Source organism: Pseudomonas sp. Marseille-P9899, from assembly GCF_903166565.1.
Taxonomy (GTDB): Bacteria; Pseudomonadota; Gammaproteobacteria; order Pseudomonadales; family Pseudomonadaceae; genus Aquipseudomonas; species Aquipseudomonas huaxiensis.
In genome coordinates, this window is the sequence record NZ_CAESCG010000011.1 from 40,830 (window position 1) to 59,053 (window position 18,224).

The 18,224-nt window shown below is 62.7% G+C and carries 15 protein-coding genes; 12 read left to right on the forward strand and 3 right to left on the reverse strand.

Annotated elements, in window-relative coordinates:
• Window positions 1-31: 31 nt before the first annotated feature.
• From ligB to HWV67_RS30310, 3 genes are all read right to left on the reverse strand, one after another.
• Window positions 32-1,705 carry an NAD-dependent DNA ligase LigB gene (gene ligB / locus HWV67_RS30300; RefSeq protein ID WP_175653891.1) on the reverse strand — a complete coding sequence of 558 codons (1,674 nt, stop codon included), beginning with the start codon at window positions 1,703-1,705 and terminating at the stop codon, window positions 32-34.
• Between the two features lie 188 nt (window positions 1,706-1,893).
• Window positions 1,894-3,084 carry a methionine adenosyltransferase gene (gene metK, locus HWV67_RS30305; protein ID WP_175653892.1) on the reverse strand — a complete coding sequence of 397 codons (1,191 nt, stop codon included), beginning with the start codon at window positions 3,082-3,084 and terminating at the stop codon, window positions 1,894-1,896.
• Window positions 3,085-3,102: 18 nt separating this feature from the next.
• On the reverse strand, window positions 3,103-4,098 hold the full coding sequence (locus tag HWV67_RS30310; protein ID WP_095155882.1) for an ArsR/SmtB family transcription factor: 996 nt from the start codon (window positions 4,096-4,098) through the stop codon (window positions 3,103-3,105).
• Between the two features lie 259 nt (window positions 4,099-4,357).
• On the opposite strand from HWV67_RS30310, the gene tkt reads away from it, so the two are divergent.
• From tkt to HWV67_RS31860, 12 genes are all read left to right on the forward strand, one after another.
• A complete protein-coding gene (gene tkt, locus HWV67_RS30315) occupies window positions 4,358-6,355 on the forward strand; it encodes a transketolase (RefSeq protein ID WP_110973376.1) in 1,998 nt (665 codons plus the stop codon).
• Between the two features lie 121 nt (window positions 6,356-6,476).
• A complete protein-coding gene (gene epd, locus HWV67_RS30320; protein WP_175653893.1) occupies window positions 6,477-7,547 on the forward strand; it encodes an erythrose-4-phosphate dehydrogenase in 1,071 nt (356 codons plus the stop codon).
• Window positions 7,548-7,559: 12 nt separating this feature from the next.
• On the forward strand, window positions 7,560-8,723 hold the full coding sequence (locus HWV67_RS30325; protein WP_095155885.1) for a phosphoglycerate kinase: 1,164 nt from the start codon (window positions 7,560-7,562) through the stop codon (window positions 8,721-8,723).
• Window positions 8,724-8,755: 32 nt separating this feature from the next.
• The gene (locus tag HWV67_RS30330) at window positions 8,756-8,974 is read left to right on the forward strand and encodes a hypothetical protein (RefSeq protein WP_095155886.1); all 219 of its coding nucleotides are present in this window, start codon (window positions 8,756-8,758) and stop codon (window positions 8,972-8,974) included.
• Window positions 8,975-9,024: 50 nt separating this feature from the next.
• The gene (locus HWV67_RS30335; RefSeq protein WP_175653894.1) at window positions 9,025-9,357 is read left to right on the forward strand and encodes an MliC family protein; all 333 of its coding nucleotides are present in this window, start codon (window positions 9,025-9,027) and stop codon (window positions 9,355-9,357) included.
• A gap of 100 nt (window positions 9,358-9,457) precedes the next feature.
• Window positions 9,458-10,522: a class II fructose-bisphosphate aldolase gene (gene fba, locus HWV67_RS30340; protein WP_095155888.1), complete on the forward strand. Its 1,065-nt coding sequence runs from the start codon at window positions 9,458-9,460 to the stop codon at window positions 10,520-10,522.
• Between the two features lie 198 nt (window positions 10,523-10,720).
• Window positions 10,721-12,841, forward strand: coding sequence for a putative bifunctional diguanylate cyclase/phosphodiesterase (locus HWV67_RS30345; RefSeq protein ID WP_175653895.1), 2,121 nt, complete (start codon window positions 10,721-10,723; stop codon window positions 12,839-12,841).
• Between the two features lie 41 nt (window positions 12,842-12,882).
• Entirely contained in the window at window positions 12,883-13,383 is a 501-nt protein-coding gene (locus HWV67_RS30350; protein ID WP_175653896.1) for a M48 metallopeptidase family protein, read from the forward strand.
• A gap of 17 nt (window positions 13,384-13,400) precedes the next feature.
• Window positions 13,401-13,697 (forward strand): winged helix-turn-helix domain-containing protein, encoded by a 297-nt coding sequence (locus HWV67_RS30355; protein ID WP_175653897.1) that lies wholly within the window; start codon window positions 13,401-13,403, stop codon window positions 13,695-13,697.
• A 420-nt stretch (window positions 13,698-14,117) separates the two neighbouring features.
• Window positions 14,118-17,309: a T6SS effector BTH_I2691 family protein gene (locus tag HWV67_RS30360; RefSeq protein WP_175653898.1), complete on the forward strand. Its 3,192-nt coding sequence runs from the start codon at window positions 14,118-14,120 to the stop codon at window positions 17,307-17,309.
• Between the two features lie 44 nt (window positions 17,310-17,353).
• Window positions 17,354-18,076: a DUF6708 domain-containing protein gene (locus HWV67_RS31855; protein ID WP_256680240.1), complete on the forward strand. Its 723-nt coding sequence runs from the start codon at window positions 17,354-17,356 to the stop codon at window positions 18,074-18,076.
• Window positions 18,073-18,201 (forward strand): hypothetical protein, encoded by a 129-nt coding sequence (locus tag HWV67_RS31860; protein ID WP_256680241.1) that lies wholly within the window; start codon window positions 18,073-18,075, stop codon window positions 18,199-18,201. Before HWV67_RS31855 ends, HWV67_RS31860 begins: the two co-directional genes overlap by 4 nt.
• The last annotated feature ends 23 nt before the right edge of the window (window positions 18,202-18,224 follow it).

Sequence of the window (18,224 nt, forward strand, 5' to 3'; positions counted from 1 at the left end):
GAACCCGTGATGCTGCCCTGATCCACGGGATTTAGAAACCCTCGATTACATGTTCGGCCAGACGAACGGCGAGTTTCCTGACCTGCGGATCGTTGAAGAACGCCACCAGTTGCCCCGCGCGCAGCGGCCCGATACCCGGCTCCTGTTGCCATTGCGCGGCGCTGCGCGAGGCCAGTGCGGCCCAGGAATCGCCCAGGTCGGTCTGTTTCGGCGCCGGTACGCCCAGCGCCCTGGCCCAGCGGCTGAATGGCTGGGCACGCGCCTGGCCGAAGGCGGCATGCAACTGCTGGCTGCTGCGCTCGGCGATGCCGTTGATGCTCAGGAGGTCGTCCGGCTGTAGGTCGAGCCAGTCGGCAAGGCTGTTCAGCCGGCCGGCGTCGAGCAGTTTGTTCCAGGCGCCGGGGCCGACGCCTGGCATGTTCAACCCCTGTTTGCCCGCCAGCCAGGTCAGGCGCTCGAGAAACTGCTCGCGGCAGCCGACGTCTGGCTGCCAGCAGCTCAGCGGGTGATAGGTGTCTGGCGCAGGCGGTGTCACGTCGCCCCGTCGTGGGCCGCGCTGGGTGACCGCTTCGATCCGCGGAATGGTCAGCCCGGCCAGGCTGAGGGTGATCTGGTCGCCGGGCTGGATATCCAGTTGTTGCCAGCGTTGCAGCGAGCCGGCGCTGACCTGGCGCACCAGGCGGTCATCGAGGCGCACCGGTTCAAGCTGGATGACCGGGGTGATGCGACCGGTTCGGCCAACCCGGAAGTGCACGTCCCGCACATCGGCCACGGCCTGGGCGAACGGGTATTTCCACGCCGCGCTCCAGTGCGACGCCCGCGGCTGCCAGCGTTCCGCCGGCGGTTGCCGAGCCTGATGCAGCACCACACCGTCGCTGGCGAATGGCAGGGGCGAGCGATACCAGTGCTGGCGCCAGCGCACGGCGTCTTCGAGGCGGTTGACCGGCTGGCTGTAGGTTTCGCTATTGCGCAGGCCAAGGGCGGTGAGCCGGGCGAGGCGTTCACGGGGATCTTGCGGGCCATCGGGCCAGGCCCAGATAAACAGGCCCAGGTTGCGCCCGTCTTCGGCGCTGACCTGATGCCGGGCCAGCAGGCCGGCGACCCGGCTGCGGGCGTTGAGGCTGCCGGCGCTGGCCTGGACATGGCCGTCCAGGCGCCAAAACAGCTCGCCTTGCAGGGTCAGGTCGCGGGGTTCGTCGAGGTTGCGCAGGGCAGGGTCGAGGACAGGGATATGCCGGCTCCAGTCATGACCGGTGCTGCCATCGCCGCGGCTGATCAGTTGCACCAGTGTGCCGCCCTGATAGATCAGCGTCGCCGCCACGCCATCGACCTTGGGCTGGACCCACACGTCTTGCCGGCCTTTGAGCCAGGCCGCGACGGCGTTCTCGTCCGCCAGCTTGTCGAGGCCGGTGTGCGCCACCGGATGGCGGATCGGGCCGGCCGCGCTGGCCAGCGGGTTGGCGGTGTTGATATCGGTACCGGGGAAACAGCCTTGCAGGCGGTGCAGGCGTGCGCGGTGCTGGTCGTACAGTTCGTCGCTGACCAGCGAAACACCGAGGCGGTGGTAGTGGTCGTCCCAGATGGCCAGGCGTTCCCGCAGTTCAGTGAGCTGGCGGGTGGCAACGCTGCTGGACCAGTCGGGGCAGGCCTGGGCGAAGGCCGGGAGAGAAAGGAAAAACAACAGCAGGGCGGTGATCAACGGCATGACGAGCGTCCTTGCTCGGCGGAATGGAAATCACAGCCTAGGAATGAAGTGCCCAAGGTGTTTGGCCCGGTGTGTCAGGCCATGTTTCGACGCCGCGAAACCGTTTGAAAACGGTGCGGCGATGCAACCCTCGGACACAAAAAAGCCCCGGCCAGTGACCCGGCCGGGGCTCTTTCAACGCTGGGGGATTACAGGCCGGCGGCGGCGCGCAGGGCGTCCACGCGGTCAGTCAGTTCCCAGGTGAAGGTGGTGAAGGTGTCGTCGCCGACAGTCTTCTGCTGCGGGGTACGGCCGAAGTGACCGTAGGCAGCGGTTCCCTGATACATCGGGTGCAGCAGGTCAAGCATGGTGGTGATTGCGTACGGACGCAGGTCGAAGCACTCGCGCACCAGGTTGATGATCTTGTCGTCGGAGATCTTGCCGGTGCCGAAGGTGTTCAGCGAGATCGAGGTCGGCTGGGCCACGCCGATGGCGTAGGAGACCTGGATTTCGCAACGCTCGGCCAGGCCGGCGGCAACGATGTTCTTGGCGACATAACGACCGGCGTACGCGGCGGAACGGTCAACCTTGGATGGATCCTTGCCGGAGAACGCGCCGCCACCGTGACGGGCCATGCCGCCGTAGCTGTCGACGATGATCTTGCGGCCGGTCAGGCCGCAGTCGCCTACCGGGCCACCGATGATGAACTGGCCGGTCGGGTTGATGTGGAACTGGGTGTCCTTGTGCAGCAGTTCGGCAGGCAGGGTCTGCTTGACGATCAGCTCCATCACGGCTTCTTTCAGGTCTTTCTGCGAAACCTCGGGGTTGTGCTGGGTGGACAGCACGACCGCGTCGATACCGACAACCTTGCCGCCTTCATAGCGGCAGGTGACCTGGGATTTGGCATCCGGGCGCAGCCACGGCAGCAGGCCGGATTTGCGCGCTTCGGCTTGGCGCTCGACCAGACGGTGCGAGAAGCAGATCGGTGCTGGCATCAGCACGTCGGTTTCGTTGCTGGCGTAGCCGAACATCAGGCCCTGGTCGCCGGCGCCCTGGTCTTCCGGCCTGCTGCGGTCAACGCCCTGGGCGATGTCCACGGACTGCTTGCCGATGATGTTCATGACGGCGCAGGTCGCACCATCGAAGCCGACGTCGGAGCTGTTGTAGCCGATGTCGACGATGACTTTACGCACGATGTCTTCGAGGTCGACCCAGGCCGAAGTGGTCACTTCGCCAGCGATGATCGCCACGCCGGTTTTCACCAGGGTTTCACACGCCACACGGGCGAATTTGTCTTGCGCGATGATGGCGTCCAGCACCGCGTCCGAAATCTGGTCGGCGATTTTGTCCGGATGCCCTTCAGATACGGACTCGGAGGTGAAAAGGGAGTATTCGCTCATCTCGACGGGTTCCTAAATTTACCGGTGGTGAGTGTTGCCAGTCGGCCGCTGAAAATGGCGGACCTGGATCTGGAAACCATTACGTAAGCCCACATAGAGGCTGTCTCCGGGAGCCAGTCCCGCAGCGCACGCCCAACGAAGCAGGTCGTCCTGTTCAAAGCCCAGCCAGAGATCGCCGCAGGCTTCGCGGGCCCAACTCTGGTCGTGGCTGCATAACTCTGTAACCAACAGGCTGCCGCCTGGTTTGACGCGTTCGGCCAGTTGTTCCAGGGCCGCGGCCGGATCGCTGAAGTGGTGCAGGACCATGTTCAGCACGACGCAATCGGCCTGGACCTCGGTGGTATTGAGGGCATCGGCCAGTTGCAGGTTTACGTTAGCCAGCCGTTCGCGCTGGCAGACCTGGCGGGCCAGGTCGAGCATGGTCGGGCTGTTGTCCAGTGCGGTGACCTGGGCGAAGCGCCGGGCCAGCTCGGGAAGAAATTCGCCGTCGCCGGGGCCGACTTCCAGGGCGCTCGCGCCGGGCTCGAAGCTGAGCTTGTCGAGCAGCGTCAGCAGGCTTTCGCGGTACTGCGCCAGGCCGGCGATCAGGTCTTGCTGGGCGCGGAATTTCTCTTCCACGCGGAGGAAGAAGTCCTGGCTGGTGGCCGCGCGCCGTTGCTGGACCTGGCCGATCCGCGCCTGCATGTCTTCCGCCAGCGGCAGCCCGTCGACTTCCTCGAGCAGCGCGGCGTGCAGCTTGCCGCCCAGGCTCAGGCCGTCGGGCAGGGCGCGGCGATAGAAGATCGCGTTGCCTTCGCGGCGGGTCGCCACCAGTTCGGCCTGGGCCAGCACCTTGAGATGGTGGCTCATGCCGGACTGGCCAATGGCGAAGATCTGCGCCAGTTCCAGCACGCCGAACGAATCGCTGGCCAGCACGCGCAACACGTTCAGGCGCAGCGGGTCGCCGCCCGACTTGCACAGGGCAGCCAGGCGGTCGCTTTGCCGAGAATCCGGAACGGGTACGCGAATATTCATGGGGCGGCAGTCTAGTCAGGCCAAACCCGCGTCGCAAGACCAATATCAAAAAGTTTTGATATTGGTCGATGGACGGAGCTAAAACTGTCGGCGGGGCAGGCTTTTTCGGCTGTTTCGTTGGTCCGGCCACGGAATCACCGCGCAAACGCAGGAAAATCGTTCCAGTTCGACCATCCGTCATTGCCCCCGGGCATGCGCCTGGGCGAAAATGGCCGCCTTTTTTCCGTTCGTTCTTTATTCAAGCCCCAGGAGACAAGCGATGCCCAGCCGTCGTGAGCGTGCCAACGCCATTCGTGCCCTCAGCATGGATGCCGTGCAAAAAGCCAACAGCGGCCATCCCGGTGCCCCCATGGGCATGGCGGATATCGCCGAGGTTCTTTGGCGTGACTTTTTGAAGCACAACCCGAGCAACCCGAATTTCGCTGACCGTGACCGCTTCGTGCTGTCCAACGGTCACGGCTCGATGCTGATCTATTCGCTGCTGCACCTGACCGGCTACGACCTGTCCATCGATGACCTGAAGAGCTTCCGCCAACTGCACAGCCGCACCCCGGGCCACCCGGAATTCGGCTACACCCCTGGCGTCGAGACCACCACCGGTCCGTTGGGCCAGGGCCTGGCCAACGCCGTGGGCTTCGCCCTCGCTGAGAAAGTGCTGGGCGCCCAGTTCAACCGTGCTGGCCACAATGTCGTCGATCACAACACCTATGTGTTCCTCGGCGATGGCTGCATGATGGAAGGCATTTCCCACGAAGTCGCTTCCCTGGCCGGTACCCTGGGCCTGGGCAAGCTGGTTGCCTTCTACGATGACAACGGCATCTCCATCGACGGTGAAGTCGAAGGCTGGTTCACCGACGACACGCCGAAGCGTTTCGAGTCCTACAACTGGCAGGTGATCCGCAACGTCAACGGCCACGATGCCGACGAAATCAAGACCGCCATCGAGACCGCCCGCAAGAGCGAGCAGCCTACCCTGATCTGCTGCAAGACCATCATCGGTTTTGGTTCGCCGAACAAGCAGGGCAAGGAAGATTGCCACGGTGCCCCACTGGGCAACGACGAAATCGCCCTGGCCCGCAAGGAACTGAACTGGAACTACGGTCCGTTCGAAGTGCCTGCCGAGATTTATGCCGAGTGGAACGCCAAGGAAGCCGGTGCCGCCGCTGAAGCCGAGTGGAACAAGCGCTTCGACGCTTACGCCGCCGCCTTCCCTGAGCTGGCCAGCGAACTGAAGCGTCGTCTGAACGGCGACCTGCCGGCCGACTTCGCAGAGAAATCCGCCGCCTACATCGCCGAAGTGGCCGCCAAAGGCGAAACCATCGCCAGCCGCAAGGCCAGCCAGAACACCCTGAACGCTTTCGGCCCACTGCTGCCGGAACTGCTCGGCGGCTCGGCCGACCTGGCCGGTTCCAACCTGACCCTGTGGAAAGGTTGCAAGGGCGTCAGCCATGAAGATGCCAACGGCAACTACATGTACTACGGCGTGCGCGAATTCGGCATGACCGCAATCATGAACGGCGTCGCCCTGCACGGCGGCCTGGTGCCTTACGGCGCGACCTTCCTGATGTTCATGGAATACGCCCGTAACGCGGTGCGCATGTCCGCCCTGATGAAGCAGCGCGTGATCCACGTCTACACCCACGACTCCATCGGTCTGGGCGAAGACGGCCCGACTCACCAGCCGATCGAGCAACTGAGCAGCCTGCGCAGCACGCCGAACCTGGATACCTGGCGCCCGGCTGACGCCGTTGAATCGGCGGTGTCCTGGAAGCACGCCCTGGAGCGCAAGGACGGCCCTTCGGCGCTGATCTTCTCGCGCCAGAACCTGCAGCATCAGGATCGTGACGCCCAGCAGATCGCCGATATCGCCCGTGGCGGTTACGTGCTCAAGGACTGCGCCGGCGAGCCTGAGCTGATCCTGATCGCCACCGGTTCCGAAGTGGGCCTGGCCGTTCAGGCGTACGACAAGCTGACCGAGCAGGGCCGCAAGGTCCGCGTCGTGTCGATGCCGAGCACCAGCGTGTTCGACGCCCAGGACGCTGGCTACAAGCAGTCGGTACTGCCGCTGGAAGTCGGTGCGCGCATCGCCATCGAAGCTGCCCACGCTGACTTCTGGTACAAGTACGTCGGCCTGGAAGGTCGCATCATCGGCATGACCACTTACGGTGAATCGGCTCCGGCCAGCGCACTGTTCGAAGAGTTCGGCTTCACCCTGGAAAACATCCTGGGTACCGCCGAAGAGCTGCTGGAAGACTGATGTAAGGATCTGCGGATCGATGACAAGCCCGCCCCCGCACTTGCAGGGGCGGGCTTGTCACCGAATGCGACAACGCAAAAAACCGCCGATTGCCGATAACGATCTGTTCCGTGAGCCCCCAATGTCTCAACCGCGTCCCTATAAAGTTGCACTCAACGGTTACGGCCGTATCGGTCGTTGCGTCCTGCGCGCACTCGTCGAACGGGGCGCGAAGGCGGGCTTCGAGATCGTTGCGCTGAATGACCTGGCCGACCAGGCCAGTCTGGAATATCTGACACGCTTCGACTCCACCCACGGGCGTTTCCCCGGCGAGGTGAAGGTCGACGGCGACTGTCTGCATATCAATGGCGACTGCGTGAAAGTACTGCGCAGTGCCACACCCGAGGGCATCGACTGGGCAGCGCTGAACGTCGACCTGGTACTGGAATGCTCCGGGGCCTACAACACCCGCGCCGATGGCCAGCGCTTCCTTGATGCGGGCGCACCGCGGGTGCTGTTTTCCCAGCCGATGGCCAGCGAGCAGGACGTCGATGCCACCGTGGTCTATGGCATCAACCAGGACTGCCTGACCGGCGACGAGTTGCTGGTGTCCAACGCCTCCTGCACCACCAACTGCGGCGTGCCGCTGCTGCGGGTGCTGGATCAGGCGTTCGGCATCGACTATGTGTCGATCACCACCATCCACTCGGCGATGAACGACCAACCCGTCATCGACGCCTATCACCACGAAGACCTGCGCCGCACCCGTTCGGCGTTCCAGTCGGTGATTCCGGTGTCCACCGGCTTGGCCCGAGGTATCGAGCGACTGCTCCCGGAACTTGTCGGGAGAATCCAGGCCAAAGCCGTGCGTGTACCGACGGTGAACGTGTCGTGCCTGGACATCACCCTGCAAACCACCCGCGACACCACGGCCGCCGAGGTCAACCAGGTGCTGCGGGACGCGGCCCTGAGCGGACCGTTGCAGGGGCTGCTGGCGTATACCGAGCTGCCCCACGCCAGTTGTGATTTCAACCATGACCCGCATTCGGCCATCGTCGATGCCAGCCAGACCCGTGTTTCCGGCCCTCGCCTGGTGAACCTGCTGGCCTGGTTCGACAACGAATGGGGGTTCGCCAACCGCATGCTCGACGTCGCCGATCATTTTCTGCGCGTCGTGGACCACACCACCCGCACCACTCGCAAACAGCCCTGAAGGACTGCATTCATGACCGTTTTGAAGATGACCGACCTCGATCTGCAAGGTAAGCGCGTACTGATCCGCGAAGACCTCAACGTCCCTGTGAAGGACGGTGTGGTTGCCAGCGATGCGCGCATCCTTGCTTCGCTGCCGACCATCAAGCTGGCCCTGGAGAAGGGCGCGGCGGTGATGGTCTGCTCGCACCTTGGCCGTCCGACCGAAGGCGAGTTCTCGGCCGAGAACAGCCTCAAGCCGGTTGCCGACTACCTGAGCAAGGCCCTGGGCCGCGACGTGCCGCTGGTCGCCGACTACCTGGACGGTGTCGAGGTGAAGGCCGGTGACATCGTGCTGTTCGAGAACGTGCGCTTCAACAAAGGCGAGAAAAAGAACGCCGACGAGCTGGCGCAGAAGTACGCCGCGCTGTGCGACGTGTTCGTCATGGATGCCTTCGGCACCGCTCACCGCGCTGAAGGTTCGACCCATGGCGTGGCCAAGTTCGCCAAGGTCGCCGCTGCTGGCCCGCTGCTGGCCGCCGAGCTGGACGCCCTGGGCAAGGCCCTGAAAGCGCCGGCCAAACCGATGGCCGCCATCGTTGCCGGCTCCAAGGTATCCACCAAGCTGGACGTGCTGAACAGCCTGAGCCAGATCTGCGACCTGCTGATCGTCGGTGGCGGTATCGCCAACACCTTCCTCGCCGCGGCCGGTCACAAGGTCGGCAAATCACTGTACGAGCCTGATCTGGTCGAGACCGCCAAGGCCATCGCCGCCAAGGTCAACGTGCCGCTGCCGGTCGACGTGGTGGTTGCCAAGGCCTTCGCCGAAGACGCTGAAGCCACCGTCAAATCGGTCGCCGACGTTGCCGACGACGACATGATCCTGGACATCGGCCCGAAAACCGCCGAGCAATTCGCCGAGCTGCTGAAATCGTCGAAAACCGTGCTGTGGAACGGCCCGGTCGGCGTGTTCGAGTTCGACCAGTTCGGCAACGGCACCAAGACCCTGGCCAAAGCGATCGCGCAAAGCAGTGCCTTCTCCATCGCCGGTGGTGGCGACACCCTGGCGGCCATCGACAAATATGGCGTCGCGGCTGATATCTCCTACATTTCTACCGGTGGCGGTGCGTTCCTCGAATTCGTCGAGGGCAAGGTCCTGCCGGCGGTCGAGGTTCTGGAACAGCGGGCCAAGGCCTGAGTCGCCCGGTGCCAGGCAAAGGGAGCGAACAGATGATCAAGCGCTTGTCCTTGATGGTCATGAGCGTCGTGCTGAGCGCCTGCTCCAGTACGCCCGACTCCGCTCCCGATCGGCCCGCCGCGGAAAAGGGTGGCTGCTACCAGTCCGAATGGCAGGCGGAGACCGCGCCGGTCATCAATAAACGGCTCGGTCCCGATGGCCTGGAAAAATACGACGACGAACATCAGCGCCGGGCCAAGGGATGCCCTTGATCGGCTCGCGACAACCTGTCGCCAGGTTTGTGGTCTGCTGGAGGAAGTGGATGAAAGGTGTTCTGGCCTCGATGGCCCTGGCAACACTCGCAGGATGCGCCAGCTTCACGCCCGCACCGGCGGCGGCCCCGGCCGACAACTGGACCCGCTGGGTCTGCGACAGCAAGGCCGAAGTGCTCTGGCGTGCGGCAGGCGCCGGCAACCAGGAGATGGACGTACGCCTTGGCGGCGGCGATCAGGTCTACCGGCTCAAGCCTGAGCCGGCCGGATCCGGAGCGTTGTACAGCGATGGCGTGCTGGCCTTGCACACCAAGGGCGATGAGGGCCTGGTGTACTGGGTTGCGACCAACGATTTGATAGGGCGGGGCTGCAAGGCACCGTGACTGGCCGGGCCGGCTGATACTGGCCCACACAACTTGAACAGCAACCGCCGCTGCGGCAGGTTTGCACGAAAAACGACGCTTGTCGGGAGAGAGATACACAATGGCACTCATTAGCATGCGCCAGATGCTGGACCACGCCGCCGAGTTCGGTTACGGCGTTCCAGCTTTCAACGTCAACAACCTGGAACAGATGCGCGCCATCATGGAAGCCGCTGACAAGACCGACTCTCCGGTGATTGTCCAGGCCTCGGCCGGTGCCCGCAAATACGCCGGCGCGCCGTTCCTGCGCCACCTGATCCTGGCGGCGATCGAAGAATTCCCGCACATCCCGGTGTGCATGCACCAGGACCACGGCACCAGCCCTGACGTCTGCCAGCGCTCCATCCAACTGGGCTTCAGCTCGGTGATGATGGACGGCTCGCTGAAAGCCGACGGCAAAACCCCGTCCGACTACGAATACAACGTCCGCGTCACCCAACAGACCGTGGCATTCGCCCACGCCTGCGGCGTTTCCGTGGAAGGTGAGCTGGGTTGCCTGGGCAGCCTGGAAACCGGTCAGGCCGGTGAAGAAGATGGCGTCGGCGCTGAAGGCATCCTGGATCACAGCCAGATGCTGACCGATCCGGAAGAAGCCGCTGACTTCGTCAAGAAAACCCAGGTCGATGCCCTGGCCATCGCCATCGGCACCAGCCACGGCGCCTACAAGTTCACCAAGCCGCCTACCGGCGACATCCTGGCGATCGACCGCATCAAGGAAATCCACAAGCGCATCCCTAACACTCACCTGGTGATGCACGGCTCGTCCTCGGTTCCACAGGACTGGCTGGCGATCATCAACGAGTTCGGTGGTGACATCAAAGAAACCTACGGCGTGCCGGTCGAAGAAATCGTCGAAGGCATCAAGTACGGCGTGCGTAAGGTAAACATCGACACCGACCTGCGTCTGGCCTCCACCGGCGCGATCCGTCGCTTCCTGGCGCAGAACCCGGCCGAGTTCGACCCGCGCAAATACTTCGCCAAGACTGTCGAAGCCATGCGCGACATCTGCATCGACCGCTACGAAGCGTTCGGCACCGCGGGCAACGCCTCGAAGATCAAGCCGATCTCCCTGGACGACATGTTCCTGCGTTACGCCAAAGGCGAGCTGGCCGCGAAGGTCAACTGATACGCGCGCAAACCAAAAAAACCCGCAGCGATGCGGGTTTTTTTATGCCTGTTGATCACTCAGGAAGACCGTTAGTCGGCGAACTATCGTTAAAACACCTGTTGGCCAGTTGCCAGCTTTAGATTTGGAAAACTCGGGTCTAGAGTCACATTCGCAGATTTCATCCGAAAGATGACGTAGTTGCCAGAGAGAAGCAGCATGGAATGCGCTCAAATTCCGACCCAAGAAGTCGGCTCGGTTCTACTGGTCGTTGATGACTATCCGGAAAACCTGACCAGCATGCGTGCCTTGCTTGCACGTCAGGATTGGCAAGTCTTGACTGCCAGCTCGGGGATCGAAGCCCTGAGTACCTTGCTTGAACATGAAGTCGACCTGGTTCTGCTGGATGTGCAGATGCCGGGCATGGACGGTTTTGAAGTGGCCCGCCTGATGCGCGGAAGCCAGCGTACCCGGCTGACACCAATCATCTTCCTGACCGCCAACGAACAGACCCAGGCGGCGGTGCTCAAGGGCTACGCCAGCGGCGCCGTGGATTACCTGTTCAAACCCTTCGACCCGCAAATTCTCAAGCCCAAGGTGCAGGCCCTGCTCGACCAGCAGCGCAACCGTCGCGCCTTGCAACGGCTGACCCGCGACCTGGAAGCGGCCCGTGCCTTCAACGCCTCGGTGCTGGAAAACGCCGCCGAAGGCATTTTGGTGGTGGCCGAGGACGGCACCATTCGCTTCGCCAACCCGGCCATTTCCCGCTTGCTGCTCGCGTCGGTCGACCAGTTGCAGGGCGCCGGCCTGCTGGACTTCGTGCTGTCGCCGACGGCGGCGCAATGGCGCGAGTCGGCGTTTTATCAGGCATACCTGGAACGGGATATTTTCCGCCTGCATGACGCCGTGCTGCGCACCAGCAATGGCCAGGCGCTGCCGGTGGCGCTGTCCTGCGCTGCCTTGCCCGGTGAGCAACGCGCGATGGTGGTGACGGTGCTGGACATGTCGGTGGTGCGCAGCCTGCACCAGCAATTGGAGCATCAGGCGGTCACCGATCCGCTCACTGGCTTGCTCAATCGCCGTGGTTTCTATCAGGCCGCGGAAAGTGCGCTGGTACGCAGCGAACATTCGGACAAGCACCATGCCCTGATGTACCTGGACCTCGACGGCTTCAAGCGGGTCAACGATTCCCTTGGCCACGAAACCGGCGATCAGGTGCTGCACTGGGTCGCCGAGCAATTGAAAGACTGCCTGGGCGGCCACGGCATCCTGGCGCGGATGGGCGGCGATGAATTCACCGCCTTGCTCGACGATCTCGACTACCCCGAACAGGCGGCGCGCTTTGCCGAGAAGTGCATCGAGCGCATGTCGATCCGTCAGCAGATCGACGGCCTGGAAGTGATGCTCGGGGTCAGTATCGGCATCGCCATTTACCCCGACTGCGGCGCCAACCTCGACGGGCTGCTGCGCGCTGCCGATACGGCGATGTACGCGGCCAAGCAGGCCGGGCGCCAGCAGTACCGTTACTACGACGAAGACCTTAACGGCCGCGCCCGTTCGCGGCTGATGCTGGAAGACAGCGTTCGCGCGGCGGTGGATAACCAGGATTTCACCCTGGTGTTCCAGCCGCAGGTGGCGTTCTCCGACGGTCGCCTGCGCGGCTTCGAGGCGCTGCTGCGCTGGCGCCATCCGAGTGTCGACGATGTGCCGCCGGGGCTGTTCCTGCCGTTGCTGGAAGAAGCGCGGTTGATCAACCGCCTGGCGTCCTGGATCTACTGCCAGGGCGCCGAGCAGCGGCGAGCCTGGTGCGGGCATTTCCCTGACGACCTGACCCTGGGCATCAGCCTCAGTCGCGTGCAGTTCGGCATGCCCAATCTGATCGAAGAGCTGTCGCAGGTCATCGCACGCGAAGGCTTGAAACCGAGCCAGCTGGAAGTGGAAATCGCCGAGACCTCGCTGACCGACAACCTCGACGCCGCGTTGCGCCAGCTGCGCAAACTGCGCGAGTTGGGCGTGCGTGTGGCGCTGGATGATTTCGGCGCCGGCGATTGTTCGCTGCGCCTGCTGCGCGACCTGCCGATCGATACGCTCAAGCTCGACCGCCACCTGGTGGCACGCCTGCCCGATTCCGACGTCGACGCGGCGCTGGTGCGCTGCGTCATCGACCTCTGCCAGCAGTACTGCATCAGCGTGATTGCCGAGGGCGTGGAAACCCCGGAGCAGGCGCAATGGTTACGCGAACACGGCTGCGAGTACGTCCAGGGCTTCCTCGTGGCACGGCCGATCACCGCGGCGGAAGCCGGGCGCTTCCCGGCCTTTTTTGACTGGCAAGGGCAGTAGTTGGGTACACTGCGGCCTTTCCCCTTTCACCCGCAGCAGCCATGAACACCCTCAAGTACCTGCAAGCCTACCCGCCCGCCCTGCAAGATCAGGTGCGCCAGTTGATCGCCCGTGGCCAGTTGGGCGACTACCTGCAAAAGCGCTATCCGGCCCGGCATGACGTGCAGAGTGACAAGGCGCTGTACAGCTACGCGCAGAACCTCAAGCAGGAACACCTGCGAAACGCGCCAAGCCTCGACAAAGTACTGTTCGACAACCGCCTCGACCTGACCCACCGTGCGCTCGGCCTGCACACGGCGGTTTCGCGGGTACAGGGCGGCAAGCTCAAGGCGAAGAAAGAGATCCGCATCGCTTCGCTGTTCAAGGAGGCGGCGCCGGAGTTCCTGCGCATGATCGTGGTGCACGAACTGGCGCACTTCAAGGAAGCCGACCACAACAAGGCTTTCTACAAACTCTGTGAATACATGCAGCCGGGCTACCATCAACTGGAGTTCGACCTGCGCGTTTACCTGACCTGGCGCGAGTTGCCGGGCGATCAGTGAGTCAAAGGACCCTTTGCATGGACGTAAGCAAGACCAAGAGCAGTTTCTACCGTCGTCTGTACGTTGCCTGGCTGATCGACAGCCAGACCGCCAGCAGCGTCCCGGCGCTGATGGCCGCCACCGGCATGCCCCGCCGCACCGCGCAGGACACCATCGCCGCGCTGGCCGATCTGGATATCGTTTGTGAGTTCGAGCAGGAAGCGGGGGCGCGCAACCATGCCGGGCATTACCGGATTCATGATTGGGGCGCGATCGACAAGGGGTGGATCATTCAGAACCTGCGGGGGATTCGCGAGGTTCTGGGGTATCCCTGATTGACCTGCTTTCTGGCTCGCCGCAGATCCCTGTAGCGGGCTTTTCAGCAATAGCGCGCTCAAGCGCTCGAGCGCTGACTATTTCATTCGATCAACACGTGGTCAGTTGGTTTTCTGAAATCCAGGTGATTTCACTGCCTTTCTTAGGATTTTTCCTATATCCCGGTCACTGATCGCGCATGCAGGATTCTGCGGAATTTCTTCCATGGAATCCTCCAGGGTCAGGGCCAGCAAGCGTATGGCCCGGCACCCCGGTGGTTACCTTTCTCATGCGGCCTTGCCCTGAATCTGGTGCGGGGTGCGCAGTTGCAGGGAGCACTGCATGCCCGTCCAATCCTGTTTGCGCTTCATCACCAGTAATGCATCCGGACTCGTCGAGTCCAGCTCCGCGGCTGACCTGCCTCGCGCGGAGGATTACTCATGACTTTCAGCTTCAGCGTCGCCGCCGATATCGCTATCAACGAAGCGTGCCCGGTCCCCACCGGCATCTGCAGCACCTGTCAGCGTAGCGGCCTGCCCATCCTGCCCCTGCGTGCTGCCTATGCCCCGGAGCCCTGGTACACCCAGGCGCTGCCGCTGAGCCGCGGCTCCGAAGTCAAGGCCGTACGCTTGCGGGCCGACCAGCCGCGCACCCTGCGTAGCGGCTATCTCTATGTGCTGCTCGACAATAGGGAGTGGCAGGCCTACGAGATCTCCCCCGAGGGCGCGCTGCGTCAGTTTCGGCCCTATCAGGTCCCTCGCGAAGAGCCCCGGTCCTTGTGCGAAATCTGTATTCAACAGGATCACGATATTCCCGCGTCGTTCATCAACATCAAAACCGAAAAATACTCCACCGCCTGGCTGGCGCTCGCCAACGACCCCTGGCCCGAGAGTGTGCTGAATAGCTACCTGCGCGGTGGCGTGGTCGATGGCATGGCGCTGGAGGACCGCTTCTACAAACTCGACCTCAAGACCGCCCGCAACGACCCTGCCAGCATCGGTATCGCCATGACCGAAGCCGACCTGCAGATGCATCAGGTGCTCGAATACGCCCAGCCCATGGCGGGCGATTTCCAGAGCGTGCACGGCTTCTACCCGCGCAATCACCGACTGCGCGCCCTGGCAGGCCATGTCCGTGCGGTGACTGAGGAGCACAAGCTGGCCAACGGTGTGCTGGCCCTGGTGTTGCCCGACCCGATTGGCATGGTCCAGGAGCTCAACGCCCAGCGCCTGTTGCGCTACCAGGCCATGCAGAAATGGCGTGCCGAGCCGACGCGGAGCTTCAAATATTTCACCTCCCAAGCGCTGCTTGGTATCCGTAAGGTGCAAGTCCAGAGGGCGGAAGAACGGGCGATCAAGGATGCCGAGGAGACCGTCGAGCAGCGCGGCAAGTGGAACGATAGCGTTCTCGGCGTTAGAAACACATTGCCGACCCTCGACCTTGAGACCGAGAAGACGCGCAGGATCGCCGCAGAACAGGCCGATGCCCTCGAACGGCTAGGGGACCGCTACGACGAAAAAAAACGCGAGGACTTCGAGGACCGCTACAACAAGACATTGGCAGCCTGGCAAAGCATCATCGACGACGTCGCTGAGCCGTATGCCAGTCACTACCACGGCGCGGCCTTCCAACTGGCGGCTCTCAACGACTACAGCGTTACCACCACTGAGTCGGTGAAGGCTTATATCCTCATGACGCGGACATGCCTGGCAGGCGGGCCGACCGAGCGCAGCGCAGATGGCACGCTTGGTCCCAGCGGACGTCTCTGGCAGAAAGAGCTCGAGAACCGCAACAGCCTGTTCTACCAAGCCTTGATGGCCAAGGACAAAAGCCTGCTCGAACAACTGACCGATGAGCTGCTCGCCGACGAGCGGACCCGCGTCTACCACAGCATCAAGACCTTAATCGGCACCGACCAGGGCCAACAGCTCATGGTCGAACCCGTGCAGACCGCGATCGGCGAGTTGCTCGCGGCTGGCGCCACTGCCAGCTACGCCCTCGTTAACCAGCTATCGAAGCACGCCAAGGCGCTGGTGGGGCATCTGCACAGGGAAGCCATGCTGCGCTTCTCCGGTGTGCACATCACGCAGATCACCATTTCCCTCAAGGTGGGCGAGTACCTCACGCTGCTCAACGAGGTGCTGTACGAAGGAACCGAGCGCGTCATCGCGCAACTCGACCAGCAGTTCCGCAAGCCAGCCGAGCACAAGGTGCGCGCCATGCTGCTGGGCAAGAGCTTTACCCCGGCCCTGGCCAGCAGCCATGCGGTGCTCATCGAGGTCAAGGTCTGGACGCTGGAGAGTGCCGAAGCCTTGCAGGCCCGCCTGGACAAACTGCGGGTCGGTCTTGGCGACGGCGTCGGCGATGCCCTGCGCAACGTCAGCATTGGCACGACCGCCCTCAAGGGCAGCATGGATGACCTTGCGCGGCACATGAGCCTCAATGCCGACGTCGCCCTCCTGCTGGCGCGGGATTCGATGCGCAGCATGCGTAACGCCGGAAAAGCTGCGGTGCCCGGGGGAATCGGTATGGGGCTGGCGTTGGGAAGCCTGTGGTTTCAGCAGGATGCACTGCGCAGAAGTTACGAAAACATGCTCAATACAGTGGGAGATGGCGATGCCGAGGCGGCGGCCGCGGTCATGTCAGCATCGGTCGGGGTGATGGGCGCGGGTGTGGAAGCTGTCGGGATGGCTGTTCATATTTTGCGGCCAGATCTGACTATCGAGGTGGTTCGGGCGGCGGGCGAGGTGCAGAAGATCGGACTTGGGATTCGGATCGTGCAGTTCGGCGGGGCGATTGTGGCGTTGGCGAGTGTGGTGGAGGGGGTGCAGTATGCGTTGGCGGCGATTCGGGCATACGAAGCTGGCGATAGAACGGCAAGAACTGCTTATAGGGTAGCGTCCGCTATGGCAGCAGGCTCAGCGATAGCCGGGGTTTTGGGCTCCTTGGCTCCGGCAGCATTAGCACTCGCTCCACTCGGGATCGCCTTGCTGCTAGGCCTCGCCGCGTATGGGTTTGCGGCTTGGGCTAAAAGGCTAGAGTCAGAGTCCCTGGAATTGTGGGCTCGCCATTCCCTCTGGGGCATACCGCAAGAACACCGACGCTGGACGACCTCGAAGGACATGGACACGGCGATTGGTGTCTTGAATGCGGTATTGCTGGGTTTGACCGCAGACGCTGCGATGAAAGTGAAGGCCGATCACAGTGGCGGACTTCCCATTGGCGATGCAGTTCCTGCTGGACTCTTTCTGGACTACAAAATTGTTCTGCCAGGATACGGTGTCGACGCATCGCGCTACGAGTGGGCGTTGCAGGTGTATCGGCCTGGTCAAAGCTCGGGAGAGACCATCGCAAGTGGCCGTACCGGTGGCATGAATGGAGCGTTGCCGCCCCCGGCTTCGTGGAAGTGGCCGGGTTACCACCCTGAAACGACGGCGCCCTTGATTAGCCACGATGCCGAGTCTGGAACGCTCGAAATCAGCGGCCTCATCAGTTTTTTTGGGAATCTTGAAGTTCACGCCCTTCAGCTAAAGGTTTCTTACTGGCCCGACAAGAGTGATGAAGCAGGTGTGGCCCGGCTGATCGTGAAGGAAGACAAGATTGGCGAATGGAAGGGGTGGGGCTCTGTATGAAAAGACCTAACCTCATACCCCCATGTCCCGGCTGGAAAGAGGACTTGCCCGGTCCCGACGAGTTGCCAGTAGTAGTTCCAGCGCTTGGGTTCAATACGCCTAACCATCAGGATGAGGTTTTTCTGGAACTGCCGCGTGCGTCGGCACTTATCAGGGGAGTAGTGATCTTTTTCGCACCGGTCATGAGCATCCACATACTCGTATTGTTTTGGATTTTCTTGTCAGATTGGCGTGTATTGCAACTCGAAGAGTGGATCATGTTGATCTTTGGCATGTCTGTGTCGGTTTGGTCTCTCTGGCTCTGTGTGAAGTTCGATGTAGCTCCCCCGCGGGACTTCCCACTTCGCTTCAACCGAGCCCGCCAGCACCTCTACGCCTACAACTTCAAGTACCGCTGGTGGAACCCTTTTGAACGCTGGCAGGTAGTGCCCGTGGCCTACGACTGGTCCCACGTACGCGCAGAACGCTGGAGCAGACGTCACGCAACGGCCCAAGGCGGGATCATCTCCCAATGCGGTGTTGACCTCTCCATCGTCAAGCCAGGCACGAACGAAGTCATTGACCGCTTCCCCCTGACCGCCATGGGCGCCGACGCGCACGCCTGGGCCTACGTTTGCACCTACATGCAACAAGGCCCCGACGCACTGCCGCCGCCCGGCCCGCCGTGGGATCACAACGATGTGCTGTGGTGCAACATCGCTATGCTTCTGGCGCCCAAGGTCGAATGGCCTGCCGACATGGACCTGGAATCGAGGACGGCGCCATGAGCACTATGTCGATGGATTTCGGGACTCTCGATGTTCACGCCATCGCGCTCGACGTCGCGGGTGTAGCCCAGCTGATCGCGAAGGAAGACAAGATTGACGAATGGAAGGGGTGGGGCTCCGAATGAAAAGGCCTCAAATCGTTCCGCCT